Origin of the sequence: Chryseobacterium sp. CP-77 (assembly GCF_036362765.1) — a bacterium.
Classification (GTDB): domain Bacteria; phylum Bacteroidota; class Bacteroidia; order Flavobacteriales; family Weeksellaceae; genus Chryseobacterium; species Chryseobacterium cupriresistens.
Window position 1 is genome coordinate 4,801,250 of sequence record NZ_CP143637.1, and the last position, 23,458, is coordinate 4,824,707.

The 23,458-nt window shown below is 37.9% G+C and carries 23 protein-coding genes and 1 tRNA gene; 6 read left to right on the forward strand and 18 right to left on the reverse strand.

Going from position 1 to position 23,458, the window contains the following annotated elements; genetic code table 11:
• The first annotated feature begins 88 nt into the window (after positions 1-88).
• Positions 89-1,396: a hypothetical protein gene (locus tag V0410_RS21575; protein WP_330745577.1), complete on the forward strand. Its 1,308-nt coding sequence runs from the start codon at positions 89-91 to the stop codon at positions 1,394-1,396.
• Positions 1,397-1,466: 70 nt separating this feature from the next.
• Here V0410_RS21575 and V0410_RS21580 read toward each other — a convergent pair.
• Both V0410_RS21580 and V0410_RS21585 read right to left on the reverse strand, forming a co-directional pair.
• Positions 1,467-1,546 (reverse strand) — tRNA-Leu (locus V0410_RS21580).
• Between the two features lie 92 nt (positions 1,547-1,638).
• Entirely contained in the window at positions 1,639-2,406 is a 768-nt protein-coding gene (locus V0410_RS21585; RefSeq protein WP_330745578.1) for an MBL fold metallo-hydrolase, read from the reverse strand.
• A 54-nt stretch (positions 2,407-2,460) separates the two neighbouring features.
• Between V0410_RS21585 and V0410_RS21590 the strand changes: the two genes are divergently transcribed.
• Positions 2,461-3,888: a hypothetical protein gene (locus tag V0410_RS21590; RefSeq protein WP_047432722.1), complete on the forward strand. Its 1,428-nt coding sequence runs from the start codon at positions 2,461-2,463 to the stop codon at positions 3,886-3,888.
• A gap of 12 nt (positions 3,889-3,900) precedes the next feature.
• Complete coding sequence (locus V0410_RS21595; RefSeq protein ID WP_062671360.1) at positions 3,901-4,350, forward strand: GAF domain-containing protein; 450 nt, start codon at positions 3,901-3,903, stop codon at positions 4,348-4,350.
• Positions 4,351-4,401: 51 nt separating this feature from the next.
• Here the strand turns inward: V0410_RS21595 and V0410_RS21600 are convergent, their stop codons facing one another.
• From V0410_RS21600 to V0410_RS21635, 8 genes are all read right to left on the reverse strand, one after another.
• Complete coding sequence (locus V0410_RS21600) at positions 4,402-4,869, reverse strand: cupin domain-containing protein (protein WP_330745579.1); 468 nt, start codon at positions 4,867-4,869, stop codon at positions 4,402-4,404.
• 54 nt (positions 4,870-4,923) lie between these two features.
• Positions 4,924-5,664: an ABC transporter substrate-binding protein gene (locus V0410_RS21605; protein WP_330745580.1), complete on the reverse strand. Its 741-nt coding sequence runs from the start codon at positions 5,662-5,664 to the stop codon at positions 4,924-4,926.
• 26 nt (positions 5,665-5,690) lie between these two features.
• Positions 5,691-7,013: a magnesium transporter gene (gene mgtE, locus V0410_RS21610; RefSeq protein ID WP_202839636.1), complete on the reverse strand. Its 1,323-nt coding sequence runs from the start codon at positions 7,011-7,013 to the stop codon at positions 5,691-5,693.
• A gap of 164 nt (positions 7,014-7,177) precedes the next feature.
• Entirely contained in the window at positions 7,178-7,342 is a 165-nt protein-coding gene (locus tag V0410_RS21615; RefSeq protein WP_330745581.1) for a hypothetical protein, read from the reverse strand.
• Between the two features lie 15 nt (positions 7,343-7,357).
• A complete protein-coding gene (locus V0410_RS21620; RefSeq protein WP_181397941.1) occupies positions 7,358-7,507 on the reverse strand; it encodes a bacteriocin-like protein in 150 nt (49 codons plus the stop codon).
• Positions 7,508-7,657: 150 nt separating this feature from the next.
• Positions 7,658-7,804, reverse strand: coding sequence for a bacteriocin-like protein (locus V0410_RS21625; RefSeq protein ID WP_171006356.1), 147 nt, complete (start codon positions 7,802-7,804; stop codon positions 7,658-7,660).
• A 34-nt stretch (positions 7,805-7,838) separates the two neighbouring features.
• A complete protein-coding gene (locus tag V0410_RS21630) occupies positions 7,839-7,979 on the reverse strand; it encodes a bacteriocin-like protein (RefSeq protein ID WP_171006355.1) in 141 nt (46 codons plus the stop codon).
• A 358-nt stretch (positions 7,980-8,337) separates the two neighbouring features.
• The gene (locus V0410_RS21635) at positions 8,338-8,886 is read right to left on the reverse strand and encodes a pyruvate decarboxylase (RefSeq protein ID WP_330745582.1); all 549 of its coding nucleotides are present in this window, start codon (positions 8,884-8,886) and stop codon (positions 8,338-8,340) included.
• Between the two features lie 173 nt (positions 8,887-9,059).
• Here V0410_RS21635 and rpsO point away from each other — a divergent pair, with 173 nt between their 5' ends.
• Positions 9,060-9,329, forward strand: coding sequence for a 30S ribosomal protein S15 (gene rpsO / locus V0410_RS21640; RefSeq protein WP_034692246.1), 270 nt, complete (start codon positions 9,060-9,062; stop codon positions 9,327-9,329).
• Positions 9,330-9,701: 372 nt separating this feature from the next.
• Here the strand turns inward: rpsO and V0410_RS21645 are convergent, their stop codons facing one another.
• Positions 9,702-10,061 carry a DUF4260 domain-containing protein gene (locus tag V0410_RS21645; RefSeq protein ID WP_330745583.1) on the reverse strand — a complete coding sequence of 120 codons (360 nt, stop codon included), beginning with the start codon at positions 10,059-10,061 and terminating at the stop codon, positions 9,702-9,704.
• Positions 10,062-10,186: 125 nt separating this feature from the next.
• Entirely contained in the window at positions 10,187-11,608 is a 1,422-nt protein-coding gene (locus tag V0410_RS21650) for a sugar MFS transporter (RefSeq protein WP_330745584.1), read from the reverse strand.
• 438 nt (positions 11,609-12,046) lie between these two features.
• Between V0410_RS21650 and V0410_RS21655 the strand changes: the two genes are divergently transcribed.
• Positions 12,047-14,302, forward strand: a complete 2,256-nt coding sequence (locus V0410_RS21655; RefSeq protein WP_330745585.1) for a polyribonucleotide nucleotidyltransferase — start codon at positions 12,047-12,049, stop codon at positions 14,300-14,302.
• A gap of 319 nt (positions 14,303-14,621) precedes the next feature.
• Here the strand turns inward: V0410_RS21655 and V0410_RS21660 are convergent, their stop codons facing one another.
• The 6 genes from V0410_RS21660 to V0410_RS21685 all read right to left on the reverse strand — a co-directional run bounded on the left by V0410_RS21660 (position 14,622) and on the right by V0410_RS21685 (position 22,626).
• The gene (locus V0410_RS21660) at positions 14,622-17,039 is read right to left on the reverse strand and encodes a TonB-dependent receptor (RefSeq protein ID WP_330745586.1); all 2,418 of its coding nucleotides are present in this window, start codon (positions 17,037-17,039) and stop codon (positions 14,622-14,624) included.
• A 6-nt stretch (positions 17,040-17,045) separates the two neighbouring features.
• Positions 17,046-17,486: a MarR family winged helix-turn-helix transcriptional regulator gene (locus V0410_RS21665; protein ID WP_330745587.1), complete on the reverse strand. Its 441-nt coding sequence runs from the start codon at positions 17,484-17,486 to the stop codon at positions 17,046-17,048.
• A 102-nt stretch (positions 17,487-17,588) separates the two neighbouring features.
• Positions 17,589-20,831 (reverse strand): M1 family aminopeptidase, encoded by a 3,243-nt coding sequence (locus tag V0410_RS21670; protein WP_330745588.1) that lies wholly within the window; start codon positions 20,829-20,831, stop codon positions 17,589-17,591.
• Between the two features lie 2 nt (positions 20,832-20,833).
• Positions 20,834-21,706 carry an ABC transporter ATP-binding protein gene (locus tag V0410_RS21675; RefSeq protein WP_330745589.1) on the reverse strand — a complete coding sequence of 291 codons (873 nt, stop codon included), beginning with the start codon at positions 21,704-21,706 and terminating at the stop codon, positions 20,834-20,836.
• A gap of 199 nt (positions 21,707-21,905) precedes the next feature.
• Complete coding sequence (locus tag V0410_RS21680) at positions 21,906-22,109, reverse strand: helix-turn-helix domain-containing protein (RefSeq protein WP_002980904.1); 204 nt, start codon at positions 22,107-22,109, stop codon at positions 21,906-21,908.
• Between the two features lies 1 nt (position 22,110).
• Positions 22,111-22,626 (reverse strand): DUF2975 domain-containing protein, encoded by a 516-nt coding sequence (locus V0410_RS21685; RefSeq protein WP_330745590.1) that lies wholly within the window; start codon positions 22,624-22,626, stop codon positions 22,111-22,113.
• Positions 22,627-22,966: 340 nt separating this feature from the next.
• On the opposite strand from V0410_RS21685, the gene V0410_RS21690 reads away from it, so the two are divergent.
• Positions 22,967-23,308 (forward strand): TfoX/Sxy family protein, encoded by a 342-nt coding sequence (locus V0410_RS21690; protein WP_330745591.1) that lies wholly within the window; start codon positions 22,967-22,969, stop codon positions 23,306-23,308.
• Positions 23,309-23,458: the final 150 nt, after the last annotated feature.

A 23,458-nucleotide genomic window follows, 5' to 3' on the forward strand; every position in this document is an offset into this window, starting at 1 on the left:
TATGTGGTGTATGTGTGCTGTACTATTTATTTTAACCTGAAGATTGGCTTGTGCTTAATTTTAGCCAAAAATTATTTAAAAGCAATATATGACAAAAAGACTTTTACAATTGATGGTGCTAATGGCTTTTGGTAAAGCATATTCGCAAGTCGGAATTAATACTGCTAATCCAGCTTCTACTTTAGATATTAGCGCAAAAAATGCCACAGGTACTTCTACCACTGTAGACGGAGTTCTGGTGACACGGGTAGATCGGCAGAGAGCCCAAAGTATGACAGGAGTTCCCATTTCAAACTTAATTTATGTCAACAGTGTAGCCACCGGATCACAAACCGGAACCGCTGTCAATATTGATAGTGTTGGTTACTACTACTATGATGGAACAGCCTGGGTAAAACTGCACAATCCTACCAATTCAATAGCTGCTAATATTTACAATGCGGATGGTACCCTTACCGGAAACCGTACCGTTTCGCAGGCAGGTAATACATTAGCATTTACCGGAACAGCTACCAATGCTTTTTCAATAGATAACAACACGCTTTCAGTAGATGCTGCCAATGACCGCGTTGGAGTAGGAACAACCACTCCTGATACAAAACTTACCGTGAGTACTCCTGACAATAGTTATGGTTTGAACCATACCAATGGTACGATCAATCTGAAAACATATATCGGAGGTGGTGCTGGTTATATGGGGACCACTACGTCTCATAACCTGAATTTGATGACTAATAATGCAATAAAAATGACTGTTACTCCTACAGGTACTGTAGGTGTTAATACATCTTCTCCAAGCGCAGTGCTTGATATCCTGAGTAAAGGAACTACGAATGCCACCAAGGCTTTGGAGGTTAATGACAGTACAAATAAAGAATTAGTGGGGGTGCAAGATGACGGATCTGTTCGTCTTGAAAAATACAAAAATATCGGGGTATTAGGGACTGATACGAACGGTTTTCTGGTAGATGCGGGTAACTTGAATATCCCTGCTATTGCTACGATAGGTTTTGCTAATACATCTGCTAATCAGGCAGCACAAACTTCTTATAATGTAACTTTTACGATCAATAAAAATAGTGCAGCAAATATGACCTATAATAATGGTTCTTTTACCATAAATAAAGCAGGATATTACAATTTTTCAACATTTATAAGATATGATATCTCCATGAACAGCCCTACAGGAGGATCAGCTACTACAAGCCTCTTTAAAAATAACGTTTTGTTTTCATTTAATCTTTCAGGACATGCGGATGGAACAACAGGTGTAGGACATAACGTGGCAGGAACACAGTTTTGTAATGTTGGGGATGTTGTTACAATTACAGCCTCTTATAGCAGAATTTTTAGAATAATTCAGGGATCAATAACTATTGTATATTATGGTACTTAGTGCAATATTTCATTGAGTATAATATGTAAATAAAAACCTCTGAAAATCAAATGATTTCAGAGGTTTTTTGTACCCAGGACCGGGATCGAACCGGTACTCCTAAGAACTGGTGTTTGAGACCAGCGCGTCTACCAATTCCGCCACCTGGGCTTGATGTTGAATTCAAACGTGATGTTTGTTTCAAATTGGTGTGCAAATATAGGAACTTTTTTCAATGTTCAAAAGCTTTTTGAAGAATTTTTTTAAAAATTAAGTTCCAAACCATCGTAGGCAAGGTGTATTCCGGCCGGAAGCTCCTTATCTTCAATGTCATGCAGGCCTAAGTGATGGCTGATGTGGGTTAAAAATAATTTTTCAGGTTTTAGCTCTTCAAATAATTTAATAACATCCGGAAGGATAAAATGGGCAGGATGGGGATCAAATTTTCTGATACAGTTTAAGATCAGAACATCCAGATTCTTGAGTTTCTGCTTTTCCGTTTCAGAAATAAACCCGGCATCCGTAATATAGGCAAGCTTTTTAAACTTATATCCGAAAACGGTAATTTTATAATGAATCACCTCTACAGGAGTGATTTCCGTATCCAATACCTGAAAAGGTTTGTTTTCAATTTCATGAAGTTCAAAAGCAGGTGCACCCGGATATCTTACATCCGCAAAAGCATAAGGAAACCTGTTTTTTATCTCATGAGCCACCCTTGAATAGCAGTAGAGCGGAACATCTTTTCCACTTTTAAAAATCAGGGGCCGCATATCATCCAATCCGATAACGTGGTCATTATGTTCATGGGTAATCAGCGCAATGTCTACGGTATGTTCATGGTTGGTAAGCATTTGCTGTCTGAAATCCGGTCCGCAGTCGATCAGTATTTTTTTATTTTCCTCCGTAGTGATCATCACGGAAGAGCGTAAACGTTTGTCTTTGGGATTTTCCGAAGTACACACTTCACATGTACAGCCTATAACGGGTACACCTTGAGAAGTACCGGTTCCTAAAAATTTCAACTTCATTTTGTTTTGAGGTTGGTTTAATTTTGGTAAATTTACAAAAAATTTCATGTCCTAATGTATCAGAAACTAACTCCTAAACAAAAAGCATTAACAATTAATCTAGATCCTACTATTTATGGTACTTTCGCAGAAATTGGAGCAGGGCAGGAGACTGTTCGCCACTTTTTTAGAGCAGGGGGAGCTTCCGGTACGATTGCTAAGGCAATGTCTGCTTATGACAAAGATTTTAGTGATGCCATCTACGGAAAAGAAGTAAAAAACAGGTACGTTACCCAGAACAGGCTTCGCAAAATGCTTCGATATGAGGTAGCTTTGATTGAAGAAAGAATTTCAAGAGATAATAATCCGGATAGAAAATTCTTTTCTTATGCCAACACGGTAACAACCATCAATTTTGACAAAACTGTAAAAGGCCACGGCTGGGTGGGAATTCGTTTTCAGACCAAAGAAAATGAAGATTACAACGAAATCGTAATCCACGTAAAATTCAAAGAAAATGATGCTACTCTTCAGCAGGAAACTTTGGGGAACCTGGGCGTGAATCTTATTTTCGGAGCCTTCCATTATTTTGACAATCCAAGAACTTTGGTAGAATCTCTTTACGATGATATTGCTAAAGATAATCTGGAAATTGATATGATCGACTTCAGCGGACCTGCTTTTGCCTACGTTGATAACAGACTGATGTCTCTTCAATTGGTAAAGAATGGAATGACCGACGCGGTGATTTTCAATTCCCAGGGGAGCAACATGCTTCCGGCAGATGTTCTGTACAAGAAAAATATTTTCGCGGTAAGAGGAAGTTTCAGGCCGGTAACGAAAGTGAACATTGACATGCTTAAAAACGGGATGGATATGTTCTTCAAAGACGCTACCTGTACTCATGAAGAAACAGAGGTTCTTATTGAAATCACCATTTCCAATCTGAGAGCAGACGGCGATATTGATGAAAGGGATTTCCTGGATAGGGTAGATATTCTTGCAAAACTTGGGTACACGGTTATTATTTCAAACTTCTCTGAATATTACAGACTGATTGATTACTTCGCATCGTATACAAGTGGAGACATCGGAGTAGCTATGGGAGTAAATAATATGCTGATGGTATTCGACGAGAAATATTATAAAAATCTCTCAGGAGGAATTCTTGAAGCATTCGGTAAGTTTTTCAGAAATGGGATGAGAGTATATCTGTATCCTTACAAAGATCCGGAAACCCATCAGTTACTGGATTCTTCCAACCTGAAAGTGGAAGAAAACCTGAAAGAACTATACAAATACTTCAAACACAACAACCGTATTGTAGATATTACCAATTATAATCCTGAGTTTTTGGAAATTTATTCCAGAGAAATCCTGAGAAAAATTGCATGTTGTGTGAAAGGCTGGGAAACCCAGGTACCGGAAGGCGTAGCAGAAATGATTAAAGAGCGTGGAATGTTCGGATATAAAGAAGAACTTTCCCTAAAACAATTCTCTTAAAATATAAATACAATGTCAGAATTAAAGAAAAGACTTTCCTCAATTCTTGAAAGTCCTAAGCATAATACAGAAGAAAAACTTGAAAAAGTATGCCACCTGTTGGATCAGGAAATTCCTTATTTCAACTGGACAGGGTTCTATTTCAAAAACGGAGATAAGGATGAATTGATTTTAGGTCCTTATGTAGGAGCACCTACCGACCATACTATTATTCCTTACGGTAAAGGAATCTGCGGTCAGGTTGCCGTTTCCAATGAAACATTTGTTGTTCCTGATGTGCATGAGGAAAGCAATTATTTAAGCTGCTCCATTGATACCAAAGCAGAAATTGTAGTTCCTATTTTTAAGGATGGAAAAAATATCGGCCAGATTGATATTGATTCTCATACCATCGATCCTTTCACGCAGGAAGACCGCGAATTATTAGAATGGCTTTGTAATGAAGTTTCTAAGATTTTATAATCGAAACTCACTATATAAAATATAAACTCCGGCCATTTCAGCCGGAGTTTTTTATGGATTATTAGTAGTAATAACAAACATAATTAAAGGTTCATCTGCCGTATTTTCAATAGAATGATATCCTACAGAACTGATCGCTGTAATATCGCCTTTCTGCAGCACTTTCCTGCGTATCGGACCTTCTGTTCCGGTTCTTTCACGATATTCTCCGGTTCCGTGCACCACAACGTACAGCTCTTGTTCATTTCTCAGATTGTGCGTATGAAATCCGGATTCATCCCCTTTATTCAATAAAACCATATAGGCAGCCAGACGATTGTTGGCCAATTCTTTCTGATCGAACATCTGTATCATATACACAGTTCCGTTTCCTCCATACATGTTTTCACGTTTTTCCAGTCGTGTAATCGTCCTTTCTTCTTTTTCAAACGCCATTACATACAGGTGAATACATTTTGAAACTTCCTGTATTACGTGATCAAATTCTGCTCCTTCAGATAATATAACTGTACCGGACATATAAAGTTCAATGTTTAAGTTTAAAGTTTTGGGGTTAAAGTCGATGGTGAAAAATTAGCTCTGCTGCATGAGGTGAATTTCGGCCAGCAATTCTTTGAAATAATTTTCACATTTGGCAATATGGGTTCCATACCAGGAAAAGGCTTCACCATCTACAATCATAATCTTTTTATCCGGATAGAAAACCTGCAGTTCTTCAATATGTTTTTCTTTAAACGGAAAAGGTTCAGAGGAAAGCATAATAACATCAGCTTCTGCCAGATCTTCAGTAGTGATCTGTGGATAACGGGTTTTATCTTTAAAAATATTTTCAAAACCAATTTCAGATAAAATCCTGTGAATAAAAGTATCTGAGCCTATGGTCATATAAGGGCTCTTCCAGATAAGATAAGCCGTTTTTACGGGAACATCCAGTTTTGCCTGATTCAGAACATCATAAATTTTAAGATTGAAAAGCTGCGCTCTGTCTTCCTTTCCGAAAAGCTTTCCGAGGTTTTTAAGCAGGTAATAATTATCCTCAATGGTATCAATATTGGTGACCATTACCTTGTGCTCATCCATCAGAGCTTCCACCTGATCTTTTACATTCTCTTCCTTATTGGCAAGAATAAGATCCGGCTGTAATGCTTTAATTTTTTCAATATTAATATTCTTAGTTCCGCCGATTATGGGTACATTTTTTATTTTATCCTGAGGATGGATACAGAATTTTGTTCTTCCTACCACTTCATTTTCGGTCAGTCCCAGGTCAAATAAAGCCTCAGTAATAGAAGGTACAAGTGAAACGATTTTCATATTGGCATGTTAGATGATGCCTAAAATTACAAAAGTTTTCCGGTTAAGAAAAGTCCGGCTACGGTAAAATAGATAATAAGTCCTGTAACATCTACCAGCGTTGCTACAAACGGAGCAGAAGAGGTGGCAGGGTCAAGATTTAATTTTTTTAAGACAAACGGGATCATAGAACCTGATAATGTTCCCCACAACACAATAGCAATAAGGGAGACTGAAACACTCAATCCTACATATACCCAATATTGGCCGTAATCAAAAAGACCAATTTGCTGCCAGAGCATGATTCGTATAAACCCAATAATTCCCAAGATGGCTCCAAGACATAATCCGGAGATAATTTCCTTTTTCATGACATACCACCAATCCTTCAGATTGATTTCCTGAAGAGCCATAGCACGGATAATCAGGGTAGCTGCCTGGGATCCTGAGTTTCCTCCACTGGAAATAATCAATGGAACAAATAGCGCAAGAACAACGGCTTTTTCTATTTCCTTGTCAAAATATCCCATTGCAGAGGCAGTCAGCATTTCCGAAACAAACAGAATGATCAGCCAGGTGGCTCTTTTCTTGATCATCTCAGTCCACGAAGTCTGGGTGTAGGGAAGATCCAATGCTTCCAATCCCCCGAATTTCTGGATATCTTCCGTATTTTGTTGTTCAATCTGATCGAGAATGTCATCAATAGTCACAATTCCTACCAGAACACCTGCTTCTGTAATAATAGGAAGAGCACCACGGTCATACTTTTCGAAGTAGGTTACAGCATCCTCTTTGGAAGTTGTCGTTGTAATGGCTACAAAATGGTTATCGGTGATATCAGATACCAGAGTGTCTTCTTCTTCCAGCAGTAAAGTTCCGATGGCAAGGTCATCAATCAGGCGGTTTCTTTCGTCTACCACGTACAGATAGTTCATGGTTTCCACTCTTTTTCCTACCTTTTTGATCTGCTGAAGACATCTTTTTACCGTCCATTCCTTACGGATCTGAATATAATAAGGCGTCATCAGACGGGCAATAGAATCTGAGTTGTATCCAAGAAGCTTTAAAGCAATTCTTCTTTCCTGCGGATTAAGATGGTTGATGGAATACTTGATCAGCTCATCCGGGAAGTCCTCGAAAAGGGCCGTTCTGTCATCCGGAGTCATGGCATTCAGAATTTCAGACACTTCATCGCTTCCGATACTTCTGATGGTTTCCTCCTGGAAATCAGGATCAAGGTGTGAAAATACTTCTGCTTTGTATTCTTTCGGAACCTTCAGAAACGCGAGCAGCCTCTCATCAGCAGGAAGTTCGCTGAGAGTTTCGGCAATATCGGCAGGGTTGAAGATAAGTTCGTCTCTAGAATTCAAAACGTGAAATTTTTTGGATATGCAAAAATAATTCAAATTTTTAAGACTGAGCAATAAACTGACAAAATTAAGGATTAATTAAAGTTTATGGCTTCAGTATAAGAGCAAAAAAAACACCCGCCGAAACGGATGTGCAAAAATTAAATTTTAAATTCCAATATTCTTTACATTGGTTCGCATTCTGAGGTGGGAATGTAGATGCAGACAGCATTTGTACAGCATTGGTATGGTCCGCAATCTGAGTTGTCACCACACTTTTTTATTCCACTTCCTTTAATGTTTTTTTGTTCCAGCCTGTTGAGCTTCTTAAGATTTAAATTCTTCATCATGTATGATCATTTAAATTAAGGCTCAATCATACAGTCGTGATCAAGGCATTCTCCATTACAGCAATATCCGACAGAACAAGGTCTTGTGATGCTGCATCTGAACGGTCCGAGACCGCCATTAATTTGCTTGGCAGCTTCTCTGCTGAGTTTTTTTAGATTTTTCATAGCGTTATAGTTTAGATTTAATGCAAGACTAAAATAATAAATATTTCTATATTATTCATTTGCAGGTGAAAATATTTTATTATGAATCAATGTTTTATTGATGTGTTAAATAAAAACACCTACGAATGCAGGTGTCTGTAATGATCATATTTACTCCAGAGGACATGGATCGATAACACAGGTGTTGTGACAACATGACCCGCCCGGACATTCATAATGTTCTGTACATCTTTTGAAAGGTCCGCTGCCTTTAATTTCCTTTTGCACTTGTCTGCTGAGTTTTTTTAGATTTTTCATGAGATTTGATTTTTAAATGATTTAGTTTTATTCTTTATTCAATACAGATGAAGGGGGAACAGATTCCGAAACAGCACCATCCGACAGTACAAGGATTGGTTTCGCTGCATCTTTCCATAGATCCTCCATTAATTTGTTTTGCTTTTTCTCTGCTGAGTTTCTTTAGATTTTTCATAGGATTTTGGTTTTAATGTTGATCTAAAATAGTAAAAAATATTTAATAAATCCTTATTTGGTGAAAATATTTAATTGTTAATCAGTTGTTTATAGTGTATTTTAAATAAAAAAGCACCTGTTCGTAAGAGATGACAAGTGCTTTATTTATGTGAAAATATTTATAATGCAGGGCAGGGAAATACTTTATGAAAATATAAGGATGAATGATAAATGATAAATGATAAATGATAGACTTGTCCGGTAAGCCCAGGAATCTTCCTGACAAAATTCACCATTGACTTGCGAAGCAAAATTGACCATTGATGATATAAGGCTGTATATTCCAACCTTAAACCAGGAACTTTAAACCTTGAACCTTAAAGTTCCGCTTCCGTTGGCTTAAGCTTTCTCAGTTTTTTGATGATTCCTTTTATGGCACCTTCAGTACCTATTTTTACAGAATTGGTTGTGGATCCCAGAAGGCGCATGTTTTTCCGGTAGGTATCGTGATCGCTTTCGGTGACAAGATTGCCGTCAGCACCAAAAAGCTTCATACTTACCACCACCTGATTGGAGAAAACATACTTTCCAAATCCAACTTTGAAATACCTCACTTTAGAAACAATGGCAAAATCTGCATCATTGTTGAGACAGTAATCTACGATAGTCTGTTTATCAATGCTGTCATAGGGAACCTGAACTTCTGCACGGAGCATTTTATTTTTTCTGCCGCTGAAATTGTCGGTTACGGCATCAAAGAAAGCATTGTTGGTAGGGGCTTTTATTTCGTCAATATCAGGCTCTACCTCGGGATTGAAGTAAAGAACTTTTTTTATTTTATCATCGGCATTTTTCTGGGCTTTTACCGTTGTAAACCCGATGAATAAAAAAGTAGTAACCGCTGTAAAGAATATAATTTTTTTCATTTGTAATTCGAATGCAAAATTACTGCCTTTTCGTTGGATTGCATACAAATTATTAAGAAATTTTTAACATTTTTTTCTATCAAATTTGATATATGAAATCAATAATGTTTGCAGAATCAAAAAATAGTCGTAATTTTGCACCCGTTACATAATAATCATTAAACAATATTGGAATGTACTTAACAACAGACAAAAAGCAGGAAATTTTCGCAAAACACGGGAAATCTGCACAAGACACAGGAAGTGCTGAAGGACAAATTGCTCTTTTCACTTTCAGAATCAATCACTTATCTCAACACCTAAAGGCTAACCGTCACGATTTCAACACAGAGAGATCTCTAGTGAAATTGGTAGGTAAGAGAAAAAGTTTATTAGATTACCTTAAAAACAAAGATATCGCAAGATATAGAGCAATTATTGCTGAACTAGGTTTAAGAAAATAATCTATAAAGATTTTCAAAATAAAAAAGCAACTTCGAAAGAGGTTGCTTTTTTGTTTTTACACAGCAGGCGATTTTTAACCACAAAAGCCACAAAAGTTTTTTATTTGCTTGTTTTAAGTTACCACTAACTGTTTAAAAGTTCACAAGCTTTGAAAACCCTTATAACAGTTAAGATTCCTACGAAATGACAAACTGTATGGATAGGCCAATTCGCCAATTGTGTCATTCCGTAGGAATCCAGCCTGTATTATCTTGAAAAAATACTGAAGATGGTGACAACTGTAACAGCCATCCCAACTGAAGGTGTGATAATTCTTCCCCTCGGAGTGGCGAAAATTCAAAGAATTTTTGACGGGGTGGTTTTCAACATCACTATTCAGCCTTCTTCCCAATCTTCCCCAAATGCGTATTCTGAAAACTATCGGGATATTTCAATCCATAACCCAGAATCCTGTCAAACGCAGAGTGAGAAAACAAAATAGCGCCTATCATTTGTAAATAGGGCAGAGACAAGGCTGTTCCCACAAAATAAACAATGACAGCTACTCCGAAATGATGGAAGAGATTGTAGAAGAAAGCGCCTGCTTTATTATTCATGGTATATCCCAGCATAGAAATATCCGGTGCAAGGAAAAGTCCGGCAAACCACCACCAGGAATATCCTGTCTGTGCAAAGGCATAGATTCCTAACAGGAGAAATGCAGCGTATTCAAGCTTTAACTGTATTTTCATAATTTATTGTACTGACCTTTAAAATAAGTCAATTTTTTCATATGAAAGTTACATTTAGGATGGGAAAAAGAAAGCGGAATACCTTTGAGATATTCCGCCTTATACATTTTGATTTGAATTTGATTTTAATGCCCTGATTTGGCTTCTGTAGTTTCTACATGACCTAAATATTTGGTACAGTACGCTCCGAATATCAGAATAACAAGATAGCAGAATACAGGAATAATAAACGAATGCTGTACTCCAAACTGATCGGCAAGATATCCCTGGAAAATAGGAACAATAGCGCCTCCAAGAATAGCCATTACTACTAATGAAGATCCCTGGCTGGTGTATTTACCTAATCCTGAAATAGCCAGTGTGTAAATATTAGAGAACATAATAGAATTGAAAATTCCGATTCCTAAAATACTGTACATCGCCAGCTCACCATGATTTACCATCGCAGAAATTAACAAGGCAACATTGATCGCTGCAAAAATGGATAATGTTCTTGCCGGAGCTGCTTTACCCACGAAAAAGGCAATGAAATTAAGGATGATAAACACAATGAAAAAGCTGATCTGACTGAACGTAAGATTGACAATGCTGAAAATCACAAGGAACACAGCTGCTGCTGCTCCCAGCATATATAGAGCCTTTTTGCTTTTGCTTATGGATTGATTTAAAGAGATGGCTCCCAGAAAGCGACCGATCATCGCTCCTCCCCAATATAAGGAAAGGTAATTTTTACTGATGATCTCATTAAAGCCCATAATCTGTGGCTGCTCCAGGAAACTGATGATAAAACTTCCTACGGCAACTTCTCCGCCTACATAGCAGAACATAGCAAATACTCCGAATTTCAGGTGACTGAATTCAAGTGCTCCCCAGCCTTTTACGATTTCTTCTTCACCCATCTGGAAGGAAGGAAGCTTCACTCTGGAAATCAATAAAGCAACCAGTAAAAGGATACCTGCAAAAATAAGGTAAGGAATTCTTGTCGCTACCGCACTGAATGATCCGTCCGGAGATGAGAAAAATTCAAAAATCAGGTGACCTCCAAGTACCGGTGCAATGGTGGTTCCGAATGCATTGAATGCCTGAGTCATATTCAGCCGGCTGGAAGCAGATTCTTCACTTCCTAATAGCGAAACATAGGCATTGGCAGTAATCTGAAGTACCGTAAAGCCCAATCCTAAAATAAACAAAGCCCCAAGAAACAGCGGATAATATGAGAACGTAGCTGCCGGATAAAACAGAACGCAGCCAAATGCGGCCAGAAAAATTCCGAACAGGATTCCCTTTTTATACCCTAATTTATTGATGGGATCTCCCTTCGTGATGGAGATCATGAAATAAATCAGCGATCCGATAAAGTAAGCCCCGAAAAAACAGAACTGTACCAGCATGGATTCGAAAAAGGTAAGATTGAATAGTTGCTTCAGATAGGGAATCAGGATATCATTCATACAGGTGATGAATCCCCACATAAAAAACAGCAGGGTAATGGTAATCAACGGAACCGTATAATTCCTGCTTTGAGATTGTACTTCTTTATTAATCATAAACATTTATTTATCTGGATAAGGATAGTTCCTTAACTTTTTTAGCCTACAGCATTGTAATTGGTGAAGTAGGGCAAATATAGGGATCAGCCTATTGGTTTGCAATATTTTTACTAATTTTTAGAATGAAACAGATAATTTTTTCAGATGAATGTATTATTTTCATTTTTTGAGACAATAATACAAAAACGACCGGATTTTTCAATACATTATCCTCAAAAAAACACTTTTTTATTTTCATAAATGATGTATAAGTTCAGATTAGTGATGTAAATTTTCATACTTTCATCAATTGATAGCCAATTTTTTGTATTTTAAACGCCTATTAAAGCAATCGAAAAATTTAATATATCATTATTATATAGTACCTTTGCAAACGAAAATTTAAAGAGTTTAAATATTAATCATACTCAATACGGAGTATAAAGAAGCAAATTTATGAGTATACCTCAAGCGTTTACAGAAACGATTACCCTTGCAGACGGCAGGGAAATCACTATTGAAACGGGGAAGCTGGCTAAGCAGGCTGACGGATCTGTAGTGGTGAAATGTGGTGGAACAATGCTTTTAGCAACTGTTGTAGCCAATAAAGAAGCCAATCCTGGTGTAGACTTTTTACCATTAACGGTAGATTACAGAGAAAAGTTTTATGCAGGCGGAAGAATTCCTGGGAATTTCTTCCGTAGAGAAGCAAAACCATCTGATGATGAAGTGCTTACAATGAGATTGGTGGACAGAGTATTACGTCCTCTTTTCCCTGAAGATTTCCACGCGGAAGTACAGGTAATGATTTCATTGATTTCTTACGATAAAGAAGTAATGCCTGAAGCATTGGCAGGTCTGGCAGCTTCTGCAGCTATTGCGATTACAGATATCCCTTTCAACGGGCCAATGTCTGAAGCAAGAGTCGTAAGAATTGACGGACAATTGTCTGTGAATCCAAGCTATGAAAATTTATTAAAATCAGATATCGACATTATGGTGGGAGCTACTAAAGACTCCATCGTAATGGTAGAAGGAGAAATGAAGGAGATCTCTGAGCAGGAAATGCTTGAAGCCATCAACTTCGCTCACGCTGAGATCAGAAAACAGATTGAAGCTCAGGAGAGATTAGCTGAAAAAGTAGGAAAATCTTTCCCTAAAAGAGAATACAGCCACGAAGATCACGACGAAGAAATTCGTGAAAAAGTATGGAAAGAGTGCTACAACAAAGTATATGAAGTAGCAAAAACTCCATCCAATAAGGAAGAAAGAGGAGAAAAATTCAAAGCGGTTCTTGAAGAGTTTTTAGCACAATATGCTGAAGATGAAGAAGAACTGGCAAGAGTAACTCCTTTCGTTAAAGTATATTACCATGACGTAGAGAAAGAAGCAATGCGTCAGATGATTCTTGAAGACAATATCCGTCTTGATGGTCGTGATCCTCAGACGATCCGTCCAATCTGGTCAGAAATTGATTACCTTCCGGGAGCTCACGGTTCTGCAATCTTTACAAGAGGAGAAACTCAGTCTCTGACTGCGGTAACTCTGGGTTCTGTAAAAGATGCCAACATGATCGACAGCGTAATCACGCAGCACGACGAAAGATTCTTCTTACACTATAACTTCCCTCCATTCTCAACAGGAGAAGCAAGACCTTTAAGAGGTACTTCAAGAAGAGAAGTAGGACACGGAAACTTAGCTCAAAGAGCTTTAACAGCGGTAATTCCGGCAGAAAATCCATATACGATCAGAATTGTTTCCGATATCCTTGAATCTAACGGTTCTTCTTCAATGGCAACAGTTTGTGCTGGTACATTAGCATTGATGGATGCAGGGGTTCAGATCACAAAACCTGTTTCAGGAATTGCAATGGGTCTGATCACCGATACAAAATCAGGTAAATTTACCGTACTTTCTGATATCTTGGGAGATGAAGATCACCTTGGAGATATGGACTTTAAAGTAACAGGTACTGCAGATGGTATCACAGCTTGTCAGATGGATATCAAAATCCAGGGACTTTCTATGGATATCATGGAGAAAGCTTTGATGCAGGCTAAAGACGGAAGATTACACATCCTTAATAAAATTACGGAAACGATTTCCCAGCCAAGAGCAGACGTGAAGCCTCACGCTCCGAAAATGGTGGTAATGGAGATTCCAAAAGATTTCATTGGAGCTGTAATCGGGCCTGGTGGAAAAATTATTCAACAGTTACAGAAAGATACAGATACGGTTATTGCTATCGAAGAGATGGGAGAAATCGGACGTATCGAAATTGCAGGAACAGACAGAGAAAAAATCAATGCTGCTATTGCTAAGATCAATGAAATTACTTTCGTACCGGTTGTAGGCGAAGTTTACAAAGGTAAAGTAGTGAAAGTAATGGACTTTGGTGCATTCGTAGCAATTGCTAAAGGAACAGAAGGACTTCTTCACATTTCTGAAATTGAATGGGCTCGTCTGGACAAAGTTCCTTATGCAGAAGGTGATGAGGTAGAAGTGAAGTTCATGGGTTACGATGACCGTAAGAAAATGAAACTTTCCCGTAAAGTTCTTTTACCAAGACCTCCAAGACCTGAAGGACAAGGTAGACCTGAAGGGCAGAAAAGACCAGAAGGACAAAGAAGACCAGAAGGACAGAAACCACAAGGAGAAAGGCCGCAAAGCGAAAAACCAGTGGAAAATCAGAATCCTTCTAACGAAGCTTAATAAGATTCATTCTTAAACATAAAAAATCCCTCAGTTTTTGAGGGATTTTTGCTTTGCATACCATAAGTTATAAGTTGGAAATTGCAAAGGCGCAAAGGAATTTTAATTTTATATTGATTAGAGGCAAGAAAATCGAAAATCTTCAGCAAGCATATTGTTTTATTTTTTGCATTTGCTTTGCCTGCCTAATCGTGTGAGGGACTAAAATACAGGTATAGTAATTGGATGCTCAATTTTATCGAAGATAAAATTTTTGCGTCTTAAAGACCGTATTTTATTTCTCCTTCTTGGCGTCTTTGCGTTTTCCAACTTCTTACAATTAGCTTCCCACTCTCTGCTTCAGGTCCTCAGCACCGCCTGTTTTTCTGGGCTGTCCGTTTTTGGAAGAACCAAAATTGTAAGTATAGGAGAGGGTTGCCACACGGGTATCTCTTTTCACCGCGAAGTTCTCTAAATAATCATTATACACCGTCTGCCCTTTGATATTGCTGGTAAAGAAGACATCAGTGAAGGAAAGTTTCAGAACACTGTTGTTTTTAAACTTCTTCTGCGCTCCAACGTTGAGGTACCAGTTCGGGCTCACATTCAGATAAGCATATATTTCTCTGGCTTTGTAATTTCCTGTAAGTTCAGCAGTGAAACCATTTCCCAGCTTAAAGGAATTAATACTGTTGATGCTGAATGTAAAATTCCCTTTATTATTGATCTGGGTTCCGGAGACATTTCCGGTGTATGAACCATAATAGAAATTAGCACTGTTGTTCATATCCCACCATTGGGTCACCTTTACCGGAGCGATCAGGTTTAATCCGAAATAAGAAGCAGAATTCAGGTTTTCAATGGTCTGTACGGTTACGATCTGTCCGTTTTCTGTTACGGGTTTTAGGATGTCTGTAATGTTGTCAGAATTCCTGCTGTAGCTTAATGTGGCGAAATATTTATTACTCAGGCTGTAGGTTAATTCATAATTCATCGTGATTTGAGGGTTCAGATCAGGATTTCCGGCTTTCATTGTAGTAGGATCAAGATAGAATTTGAAAGGATTCAGCTGGTTGTAGCTTGGTCTTGTAATTCTTCTGCTGAGATTGATTTCAAGGTTGCTTTTATCCGTCAGATCATAACTCAGAACAGCGCTTGGGAACAGCTGGGTATAATTTCTTTTATTGATTTGATTGGTGGTAATCTGAGTTCCTTTTACATTGGTATTTTCAACTCTTAAACCTGCTGTAGCTTTGAATTTTTCCCATTTTTTGGACACATTTCCGTACACTGCATTGATGTTTTCCTCATAAATAAAATGATTGGTTTTCCCAAGATCCGGAACAGGAATACCTGAACTGGCGTTGAAAAATTTCAAATCATTATCTGTCTTTACAAAACTGGTTTTCACTCCGCTTTCCAGTTTCCAGTCGTTGCTGAAGTTTTTTGTAAGATCAGATTTTAAAGAGTAGATATTCAGTTTTCCGTCCATATCACCTTTAATAATGTCAAGGTTGTCTGTACCGCTGGAAATATCATGCGTTTTTGTATCAAAGCTCTGCAAAGATGAGTTGGCGTAATTGATGTAGTCAAAATCGGTAGAAATATCAGAACCCAGCGAATCAATCGTATATTTATGATTAAGGTTGAATGAAACATTGGTCCAGCGGTCATTCGATCTGTTGACTGTTGTAAAAGTACTTTCAGGAAGGTAGTTGCTGCCTAGTGTGACGTTGGAATTGTCTCCGTTGATGTTGAATTTGTTGGAAACAAGTCCCACAGAGAATCCAAGCACATTCTTGTCGTTCAGATAATAATCCATTCCCGCTTTCGCTACATGGCTGTTGAATTTGAATTTCAGATAATTATCCTGTACATAGGCTTTCTTAAAGGTATTGGCTTCATAGAAATTTCTGTCTAGAACCAATCCGTTGTAAGCTTCCCTGTAGGCAAAGCTGTAATTTCCGAAAATATTAATGTTTTTATTCCGGTGGTTGATGCTGAAACTGTTGTTGTTTTTTACATACTTACCCGATCCCAGGGAGCTGGAAATAGTTCCGTTAGTTCCTTTTCTCTGTTCCTTTTTAAGTTTAATATTAATGATGGCGGATCCTGCTGCATCATATTTTGATGAAGGATTGGTGATGAACTCTATCTTTTCAATGGTGGAAGAGGGGATTCCCTTCAGATAATTGGCAAGATCAGTTCCCGTCATGGGAGTATTTTTACCATCGATTTGGATCAGAAGGTTTCCTTTTCCGCGAAGACTGATATTGTCGTTATTGTCAATATTCACTCCCGGAGCCTTTTCGAGGACTTCAAAAGCGGAATTTCCGGTGCTGGCAATACTGTTTTCAACGTTCATGATCATTTTCCCATCCTGTCTTTCAATGAGAGGCTTGGTTTTGGTGATTGTTACTCCTTCAATCGATTTTACATTCAGGTCAATAGGATTGAGGGTCTTATTTTCGGTTAATGAAATATTTTCCGAGTGATAAACCTCAGTACCGTTTTTATTGATTTTTACCTGATAAGTTCCTTCTTTTAAATCATTAAAATTGAACTTACCGTTGTTATCAGCAATTTCTGTTTTGATCAATTTCTGATCGGCGTTAAAGAGATTGATTTCCATCTGCTCTGCTTTGTCGGATTTTATATTTCCTGACAAAGTCAAACTCTGCATTGCCTGCTGGGCAGAGATCCTGCTGTTGAACAGCATCAGCATACAGACAATAATAAGTGAGAATATTCTGGTCATAGCGTTTTACTTTTTAGGGTTGAGACAGTTTTCTGAAATTTTCAGTAAAGCTGAATACATCACTTCCAGTTGTTCATTGCTGATGCCCTTTAAAGCTGTTTTTCGGTTCTTTTCTACGATATTCTGAACCTCTTTAATCACTTTTACCCCGGAATCTGTCACTTCCAGCAGGGTTTTTCTTCGGTCTTCAGGATGAACTTTTCTGATGATGTATTCGGATTTTACCATTAAATCAATCATTCTCGTGACAGAAGCATTGTCCTTAAAAACCAGATCACCAATTTCATTCTGGGTAATTCCCGGGTTTTCCAGAATCGCTTTGATGATAAGCCACTGATCAATAGTGATCGTGTAACCATGCGCTTTCAGCTGGCGCTGAGCATAGTTTCTGTAAGATCTGATCGCTTTGTCTATGTTGTAGAATATGATTGAATTTAACTTTTCCATATTTTCAGATTTAAAATGATGTGTCAATTATTGATATGTCAACTAATTAGTAAATCATCATTTTATTTTGTTACAATTCCTGAAAAATATTTTCAAAAAAAATTAAAAGCTGTTACCGGATTCTTTGGATTTTGCCTTTGCAGAAGCAGTTTTAGACCCTGAAGTAAAAGTTATATTTTCTGTGGTTTTGAATAATCTGTCGATTTGTTTTCTGGTGGAAAGATCCGGAGCAGCGTTGTAAAACTCATTGATCAGATCCAATGACCCAGGTTTTTTGGGATATTGATTGTTATTGAGGAAATTTTTCAAAGCCAGGTTCACTTTATCTTCACCGATTAAGTTACTCAATTCTACCATTGCGGCAGCTCCTTTGGAATACGAAATATGGGGAACATCTCCGGTTGCTTTATAAATCGGAACATTTTCAGACAGCCCTTTTTCATTGTCATAGATCTGCTGATGTACGTTGATTCTTTCCATCATTTTTTCTCGACCATGCATTTTTTTGTAGAGCATCATTTCGGTATATATGGCGAGGGTTTCGGTTAGCATCACAGAACCTTCTCTGTCATCAGGATTAATCTGACTGTTGCCCCACCAGAGATGAGATAGTTCATGGCCTGCCAGTTCATTGATGACATCCTGTTTTTTATCGGCTTGAATGTTGGCGTGAAAAATCATGTCTTCTGGCATAAAGACAGCAGAAGGGTAGGCTGTTGCGGCAAAACCTTTGGTAAAAGAAGAAATCTCCGCAAAATTGATGCTTTTAAAAGGGTAAGTCCCGAAATTCTGCAGACAGTAATCTAAAGTAAGCTTTGTATTTTCAAGAAGGTGATTCACATTCTCAAAGTGTTTCTGATGATAAAAAATATTGATGGAAATTCCTTTATAGTTCACACTTTTGATCTTATACTCAGCAGAAGAAACGGCAAACCGGAAAGGAATCTGATCGGCTTTATACTCGAAATAATTGCGACCAGATTCTGACCATTTTCTGACAAGATCTCCTGTTCCAATGGCTGTCTGTTTCTTTTCGGTGGAAATCATCATGGTAAGATTGATAAAATCCTTTTTTGAAACTTCTGGAGCTTCCGGTTTTTTCAGTTTACCAAGTTTTCCAAGCTTGAATTGGCTTCTTTGTTTTTCATCCTGAATTTCATCATCTTTTTGATAACCGATGGTAGGATAATACCTGCTGATCCTCATAAAAGACCCGTTTTCAATAATAGCATTGAAAGACTGGTGTCCGTTGACCGCAAACCATTGATAAGATAATGTAAAATCAAGAGAAGCAGTCTTGCCCGGTTGAAGAGGTTTTTGTAATGAGACTTCTGTAATATGGTTATTAATTTTCGAAATTTCAATACCACACTTTATCACAGCAGATTCCAGTTTTAAATCCTCATTAAAATTGATCAGAATCTTATTGATAGGTTGATTGGTTTGATTTTTAAGGGTATATTTTCCTATAATCTGATAAGCATTGCTTGAAGGATACAGTTTAATTTCTGTCGCAATATCGGTGATATCCGGCTGTGGAAGTTTTTCATATTTTCTATAGTTTTTTTCATATGCTGCCGAGCTTAGAATAGCCTGATCTTCATTTTTGGGAATATAACCTTTCATAAACAATACTCCGGCAAAGATTCCTGTGATGAGCAGAATGATACTGAAGCCAGATGCAAATACAGGAACTTTTTTAATTTTTATAATACTGCTGAGCATCCATAAAATACTGATAATTCCCGTTCCGAATAATAGTCTTTGAGCAAAAGCTTCTTCATAGATTCCATAGCCGTTAAACTCACTGTAAGTCCCTTTAAAACCTGAGAATATTCTGAAAAGAGGGTAGGATATCAACTTTCCTGAAACCGGACCTGATACTATAAAAACGGCAAGGATGGAAACTCCAAGGGCTATGAATTTATGGGGAATTCTGTCATTCATCAAAAGAATCAATCCGGAAAACAGCATTAAAGGGAAAGTATTGAAAAGAAAAACCCCGAGATAAGCCTTCCAGTCTATATGAAAATATTGATAAGCTGCCTGAAAAATGATCCCCTGAATAATTAAAATTCCGGTAAAGAAGAACAGCAGAAAGCTGATGGAAAGAAAATGTCCGGTTAATCGGTTTTTGGAAAAATAAGTGCTGTTTTCAATCAGAGAAAATCCTGATGAAGAACTTCTCCAGTAAACATCGTTTAAAAAATAAGCGGAAATAAGAAGTCCAAGCAAATGAAAATTCTCTGAAATGGTGGTCGCCATAAGTCCTGAACTCGCATACTTCTGCGGAAGACGGATTCCTTTTTCAATTTCGGCATACATTTCCATTCCCACAGAGAATAATAAAAGAATAGATACAGCAGGAACGGCAATGCTTTTAAGCAAATAGGTAAGATCCGTTTGGGCAAATGAAAGTACAGATCGAAAAGAACTCCATCCATTGAATCTGGGTGTAACAGTGGAGTATTCTGCTCCATTTGTTTCCGAAAATATAAGAGTTTTTCCTGGTGTTTTTACTTTCTGTCCGGAGGAATTGGAGAAAGAAAATAATCTGTGCGAAAGCAGAAGAATTCCAACAGATATAAAAAAGAATAAAATTCTGTTAAACAAAAGATAACCAGAGAATGGTACCAGTTGAATATTTTTCTGATGAGCAGTCAAATCACGGGCTTCCATAAAATAAGCGGATAATCCAAAAGGATCTATTAAAGCCGAAAACTGTTGTGTTTCCAGTGACTGAGGAAGACTTCCCGCCATAAAGGGTGAATTGGAAAACAGCAGGATAATCATGTAAAAAACATACAGAAGCAGTCCACCTACTACAACCAGCAGTTTTTTCCTGACAATAAATGCAATGAGAAAAAGAAAACTGCAGACAAACAAACTGTTGATAAAACCGAATATGAATATAGGATATAGATAATGGACAATGTTAAAACTTTCCTGCATTTCACTTCCGGTCCGCATCATCTGACCTATGATAAATCCTGTCATTAGGAAACAAAAACTTAAAAACGTCTGTAAAAAATAGATGGAGAATTTCCCTTTCAGATAAGTAAATTTTGAAAAAGGAAATGAAAACAGAATACTGTCAAATTTTGAATCCTGATCTTTAAAAAGTAGCTGGAAAGCATAAACCGTAGCGAAAAAAATCACGGCAAGGCTCAGCATTCCGGTCATAAAACCAATGGTGTAGGGAGAGTTTAAATAAATCCCTTCTCCCACTGAAAGGTTGGACTGGTTTCCACAAAAGATGCCCATTCCTATTAAAAGTAAGGCCACAAGATAGGTGAGCCAGTGCTGGGAAGAGCGTCCGGCTTCAAATAAAAATATCGTATTCATGATTAAGGTTTTTGGGTGAGTGTATGGAAGTAAACGTGCTCCAGCAATGGGGTTACCGGACTGAAGTCTTTCGGAGGTTCTTCAGAAAATACAGTGATGTGAAGTTCTCTTTCCAAAAGCTGTCTGCTGATGATTTCATAACTGGAATGGTAGCTTTCCAGTTCATTTTTGTCAATGGGTTTTGACCAGATTCTATTGTCCAGCTCTGCAATCAATTTTCCCGGATTTCCTTTTCGAAGGATTTGCCCATGGTTCATCACCGCCATTTCTGAGCAAAGATTTCTTACATCTTCAACGAGATGGGTAGACAGAATAACAATAACCTCCTGACTGATATCATTGAGCAGTGTATTGAAGCGGTTGCGTTCCTCAGGATCCAATCCTGCTGTTGGCTCATCTACAATAATAATTTTCGGATCTCCCAATAAGGCCTGGGCTACACCGAAACGCTGTTTCATTCCCCCAGAAAAGGTATGAACTTCTTTTTTAGCAAAATCAGAAAGGTTGACTTTTTCCAGCAAGCCCAGAATTTGTTTTTTACGTTCGTTTTTGTCGGTAATCCCTTTCAATACGGCAATATGTTCCAATAGATCATACGCGGAAACTTTTGGGTATACTCCGAAATCCTGTGGGAGAAATCCCAGATTCTGTTTAATATAATCAGGGTTTTTGGCGATGTCCACTCCGTTGAAAAGTATTGTTCCGGAGGTAGGTTTCTGAAGTCCGACAATGGTTTTCATCAAAGAAGATTTTCCGGCTCCGTTGGGACCAAGAAGTCCAAACATTCCGTTTTTGATGTCGAGTGAAATGTTTTTAATCGCCTGAAATCCATTTTTATAGGTAAGGCTAAGATTGTTGATGGTTAATGTGTTCATAACGTTGTGTTTGGGTAATAGAAGGACAGGCGGCCATACGGCAGCAATTTTAGAAGTTAGAAATGGCTTGAGGCTGAAGGTAGGAAGCTAGATGCTGGATGCTGGAAGCTAGAAGTTAGAAGTGGAAGTTTTACAGATCATTCTCAAACGCTCTCACCCTCAAACTCTCCAACCCCGCAACTCGCACCCCGAATCCCGTTTACTCTTTAAATTCAAGAATATCTCCCGGCTGGCATTCCAGGATTTTGCAGATGGCTTCAAGGGTATCGAAGCGGACACCTTTGGCTTTGCCGGTTTTCAGGATAGAGAGGTTCACGGGCGTGATACCCAGTTTTTCTGCCAATTCTTTACTCTGCATTTTTCGTTTGGCAAGCATCACATCTAAGTTGACTATAATTGGCATTTTAAATAAATAGGTCTTGTTCGTTTTGCAAATGTAGTCCTTGCTTAAAGATATTCGCAAGAAACAGGCAGAAAATTCCAAGCATACAGTGAATAAACACCAGTCCCCATATGATACTTTCTACTTCCACAAAGAAACTCGCGACAATAACCAGTGGAAGGGGAATGAAAATATTATACAGGTAAAATCTCTTAAGCTGAGTGATATTTTCCTGAGTAAACAGTTTTTGTTGGAAAAACACTTTGAAAACCCTGGCAGATAACCAGAAAAAGATTCCATAAGTGATAAGCACCAACATAAAGGAAAAGATCATATAAGGATAATTGTTTTCGATATTCAGAAACGGTTGTTCTGTAAACGGATAATTGATGTGAAGGAACTGTCCTTCTTTATAAGGCGTGACCGCAAATCCGCTCATCAGACAGAATAAGGAATACCCAAAAGTGATCAGATATCCGGCCGAAAGTAAGGCACAGATATAAAATAAAATCCTTGAAATAATTTTGGTCTGGTTCATGGTATGAATTGTAATTACTATTGCAAATGTATAATTAATTATCGTAAAACAATAATTTATTTAAATAAAATTTTAATTTTTAAATTCTGAGATCATCAATAATATTAAAAAAATAACGTGTTAATCACAGTTTTTAATTAATTTTAATATAAAAAAGTTGATCAACTTATCCCTTTAATTAATACTCGAGCTTAATGATTAACAAAGGTTTTCTTATTGATACCCTTCGACAGGCTCAGGGTGGCAAACCGGAATACCAGCCGAAATTTTGAAGCGTTGTCAGGCTGAGCTTGTCGAAACCATTATTACTAAAAGGGATAGATCAAAAAAAATTGAAATCATGGCTTACAGTACAGAACTTGCCGACCGGGTACGTGAACGGCTTTCTATGGAAAATAATATAGAGGTCGAGGAAAAGAAAATGTTCAGCGGACTGTCTTTTCTGGTGAACGGAAAGATGTGCATCAACATCAGTCATGATAACCTGATGTGCCGTTATGATCCGGAGCTGGAAGATGAGGTTTCCGAAAAGAAAGGCTTTCTTCCAATGATCATGAAAGGGAAACAGTTAAATGGCTATTGCTATGTAGAACCCATCGGTTTTCAAAAACCTGATGACTTTGAGTATTGGATTAAAATATGTTTGGATTATAATCCCGTGGCAAAGGCGTCTAAGAAGTGAGTTTTCGGGTTTGAGTGTTTGAGAGCGGGAGCGTTTGAGGGTAAGTGAGTGTGGTGGAGAGTTGCGGGGTACGAGGTGCGAGTTTCGGGGTTTGATTGTGTGGATGAGAGTTGCGGGTTGCGGGGTACGGGGTGAGAGTGTTTGAGAGTG

What these genes read in the sequence shown, in the direction of transcription:
- V0410_RS21575 (WP_330745577.1), top strand. Translation starts at nt 89, where the DNA reads ATGACAAAAAGACTTTTACAATTGATGGTGCTAATGGCTTTTGGTAAA.
- V0410_RS21585 (WP_330745578.1), bottom strand. Translation starts at nt 2,406, where the DNA reads ATGAAGTTGAAATTTTTAGGAACCGGTACTTCTCAAGGTGTACCCGTT.
- V0410_RS21590 (WP_047432722.1), top strand. Translation starts at nt 2,461, where the DNA reads ATGTATCAGAAACTAACTCCTAAACAAAAAGCATTAACAATTAATCTA.
- V0410_RS21595 (WP_062671360.1), top strand. Translation starts at nt 3,901, where the DNA reads ATGTCAGAATTAAAGAAAAGACTTTCCTCAATTCTTGAAAGTCCTAAG.
- V0410_RS21600 (WP_330745579.1), bottom strand. Translation starts at nt 4,869, where the DNA reads ATGTCCGGTACAGTTATATTATCTGAAGGAGCAGAATTTGATCACGTA.
- V0410_RS21605 (WP_330745580.1), bottom strand. Translation starts at nt 5,664, where the DNA reads ATGAAAATCGTTTCACTTGTACCTTCTATTACTGAGGCTTTATTTGAC.
- V0410_RS21615 (WP_330745581.1), bottom strand. Translation starts at nt 7,342, where the DNA reads ATGATGAAGAATTTAAATCTTAAGAAGCTCAACAGGCTGGAACAAAAA.
- V0410_RS21620 (WP_181397941.1), bottom strand. Translation starts at nt 7,507, where the DNA reads ATGAAAAATCTAAAAAAACTCAGCAGAGAAGCTGCCAAGCAAATTAAT.
- V0410_RS21625 (WP_171006356.1), bottom strand. Translation starts at nt 7,804, where the DNA reads ATGAAAAATCTAAAAAAACTCAGCAGACAAGTGCAAAAGGAAATTAAA.
- V0410_RS21630 (WP_171006355.1), bottom strand. Translation starts at nt 7,979, where the DNA reads ATGAAAAATCTAAAGAAACTCAGCAGAGAAAAAGCAAAACAAATTAAT.
- V0410_RS21635 (WP_330745582.1), bottom strand. Translation starts at nt 8,886, where the DNA reads ATGAAAAAAATTATATTCTTTACAGCGGTTACTACTTTTTTATTCATC.
- rpsO (WP_034692246.1), top strand. Translation starts at nt 9,060, where the DNA reads ATGTACTTAACAACAGACAAAAAGCAGGAAATTTTCGCAAAACACGGG.
- V0410_RS21645 (WP_330745583.1), bottom strand. Translation starts at nt 10,061, where the DNA reads ATGAAAATACAGTTAAAGCTTGAATACGCTGCATTTCTCCTGTTAGGA.
- V0410_RS21650 (WP_330745584.1), bottom strand. Translation starts at nt 11,608, where the DNA reads ATGATTAATAAAGAAGTACAATCTCAAAGCAGGAATTATACGGTTCCG.
- V0410_RS21655 (WP_330745585.1), top strand. Translation starts at nt 12,047, where the DNA reads ATGAGTATACCTCAAGCGTTTACAGAAACGATTACCCTTGCAGACGGC.
- V0410_RS21660 (WP_330745586.1), bottom strand. Translation starts at nt 17,039, where the DNA reads ATGACCAGAATATTCTCACTTATTATTGTCTGTATGCTGATGCTGTTC.
- V0410_RS21665 (WP_330745587.1), bottom strand. Translation starts at nt 17,486, where the DNA reads ATGGAAAAGTTAAATTCAATCATATTCTACAACATAGACAAAGCGATC.
- V0410_RS21670 (WP_330745588.1), bottom strand. Translation starts at nt 20,831, where the DNA reads ATGAATACGATATTTTTATTTGAAGCCGGACGCTCTTCCCAGCACTGG.
- V0410_RS21675 (WP_330745589.1), bottom strand. Translation starts at nt 21,706, where the DNA reads ATGAACACATTAACCATCAACAATCTTAGCCTTACCTATAAAAATGGA.
- V0410_RS21680 (WP_002980904.1), bottom strand. Translation starts at nt 22,109, where the DNA reads ATGCCAATTATAGTCAACTTAGATGTGATGCTTGCCAAACGAAAAATG.
- V0410_RS21685 (WP_330745590.1), bottom strand. Translation starts at nt 22,626, where the DNA reads ATGAACCAGACCAAAATTATTTCAAGGATTTTATTTTATATCTGTGCC.
- V0410_RS21690 (WP_330745591.1), top strand. Translation starts at nt 22,967, where the DNA reads ATGGCTTACAGTACAGAACTTGCCGACCGGGTACGTGAACGGCTTTCT.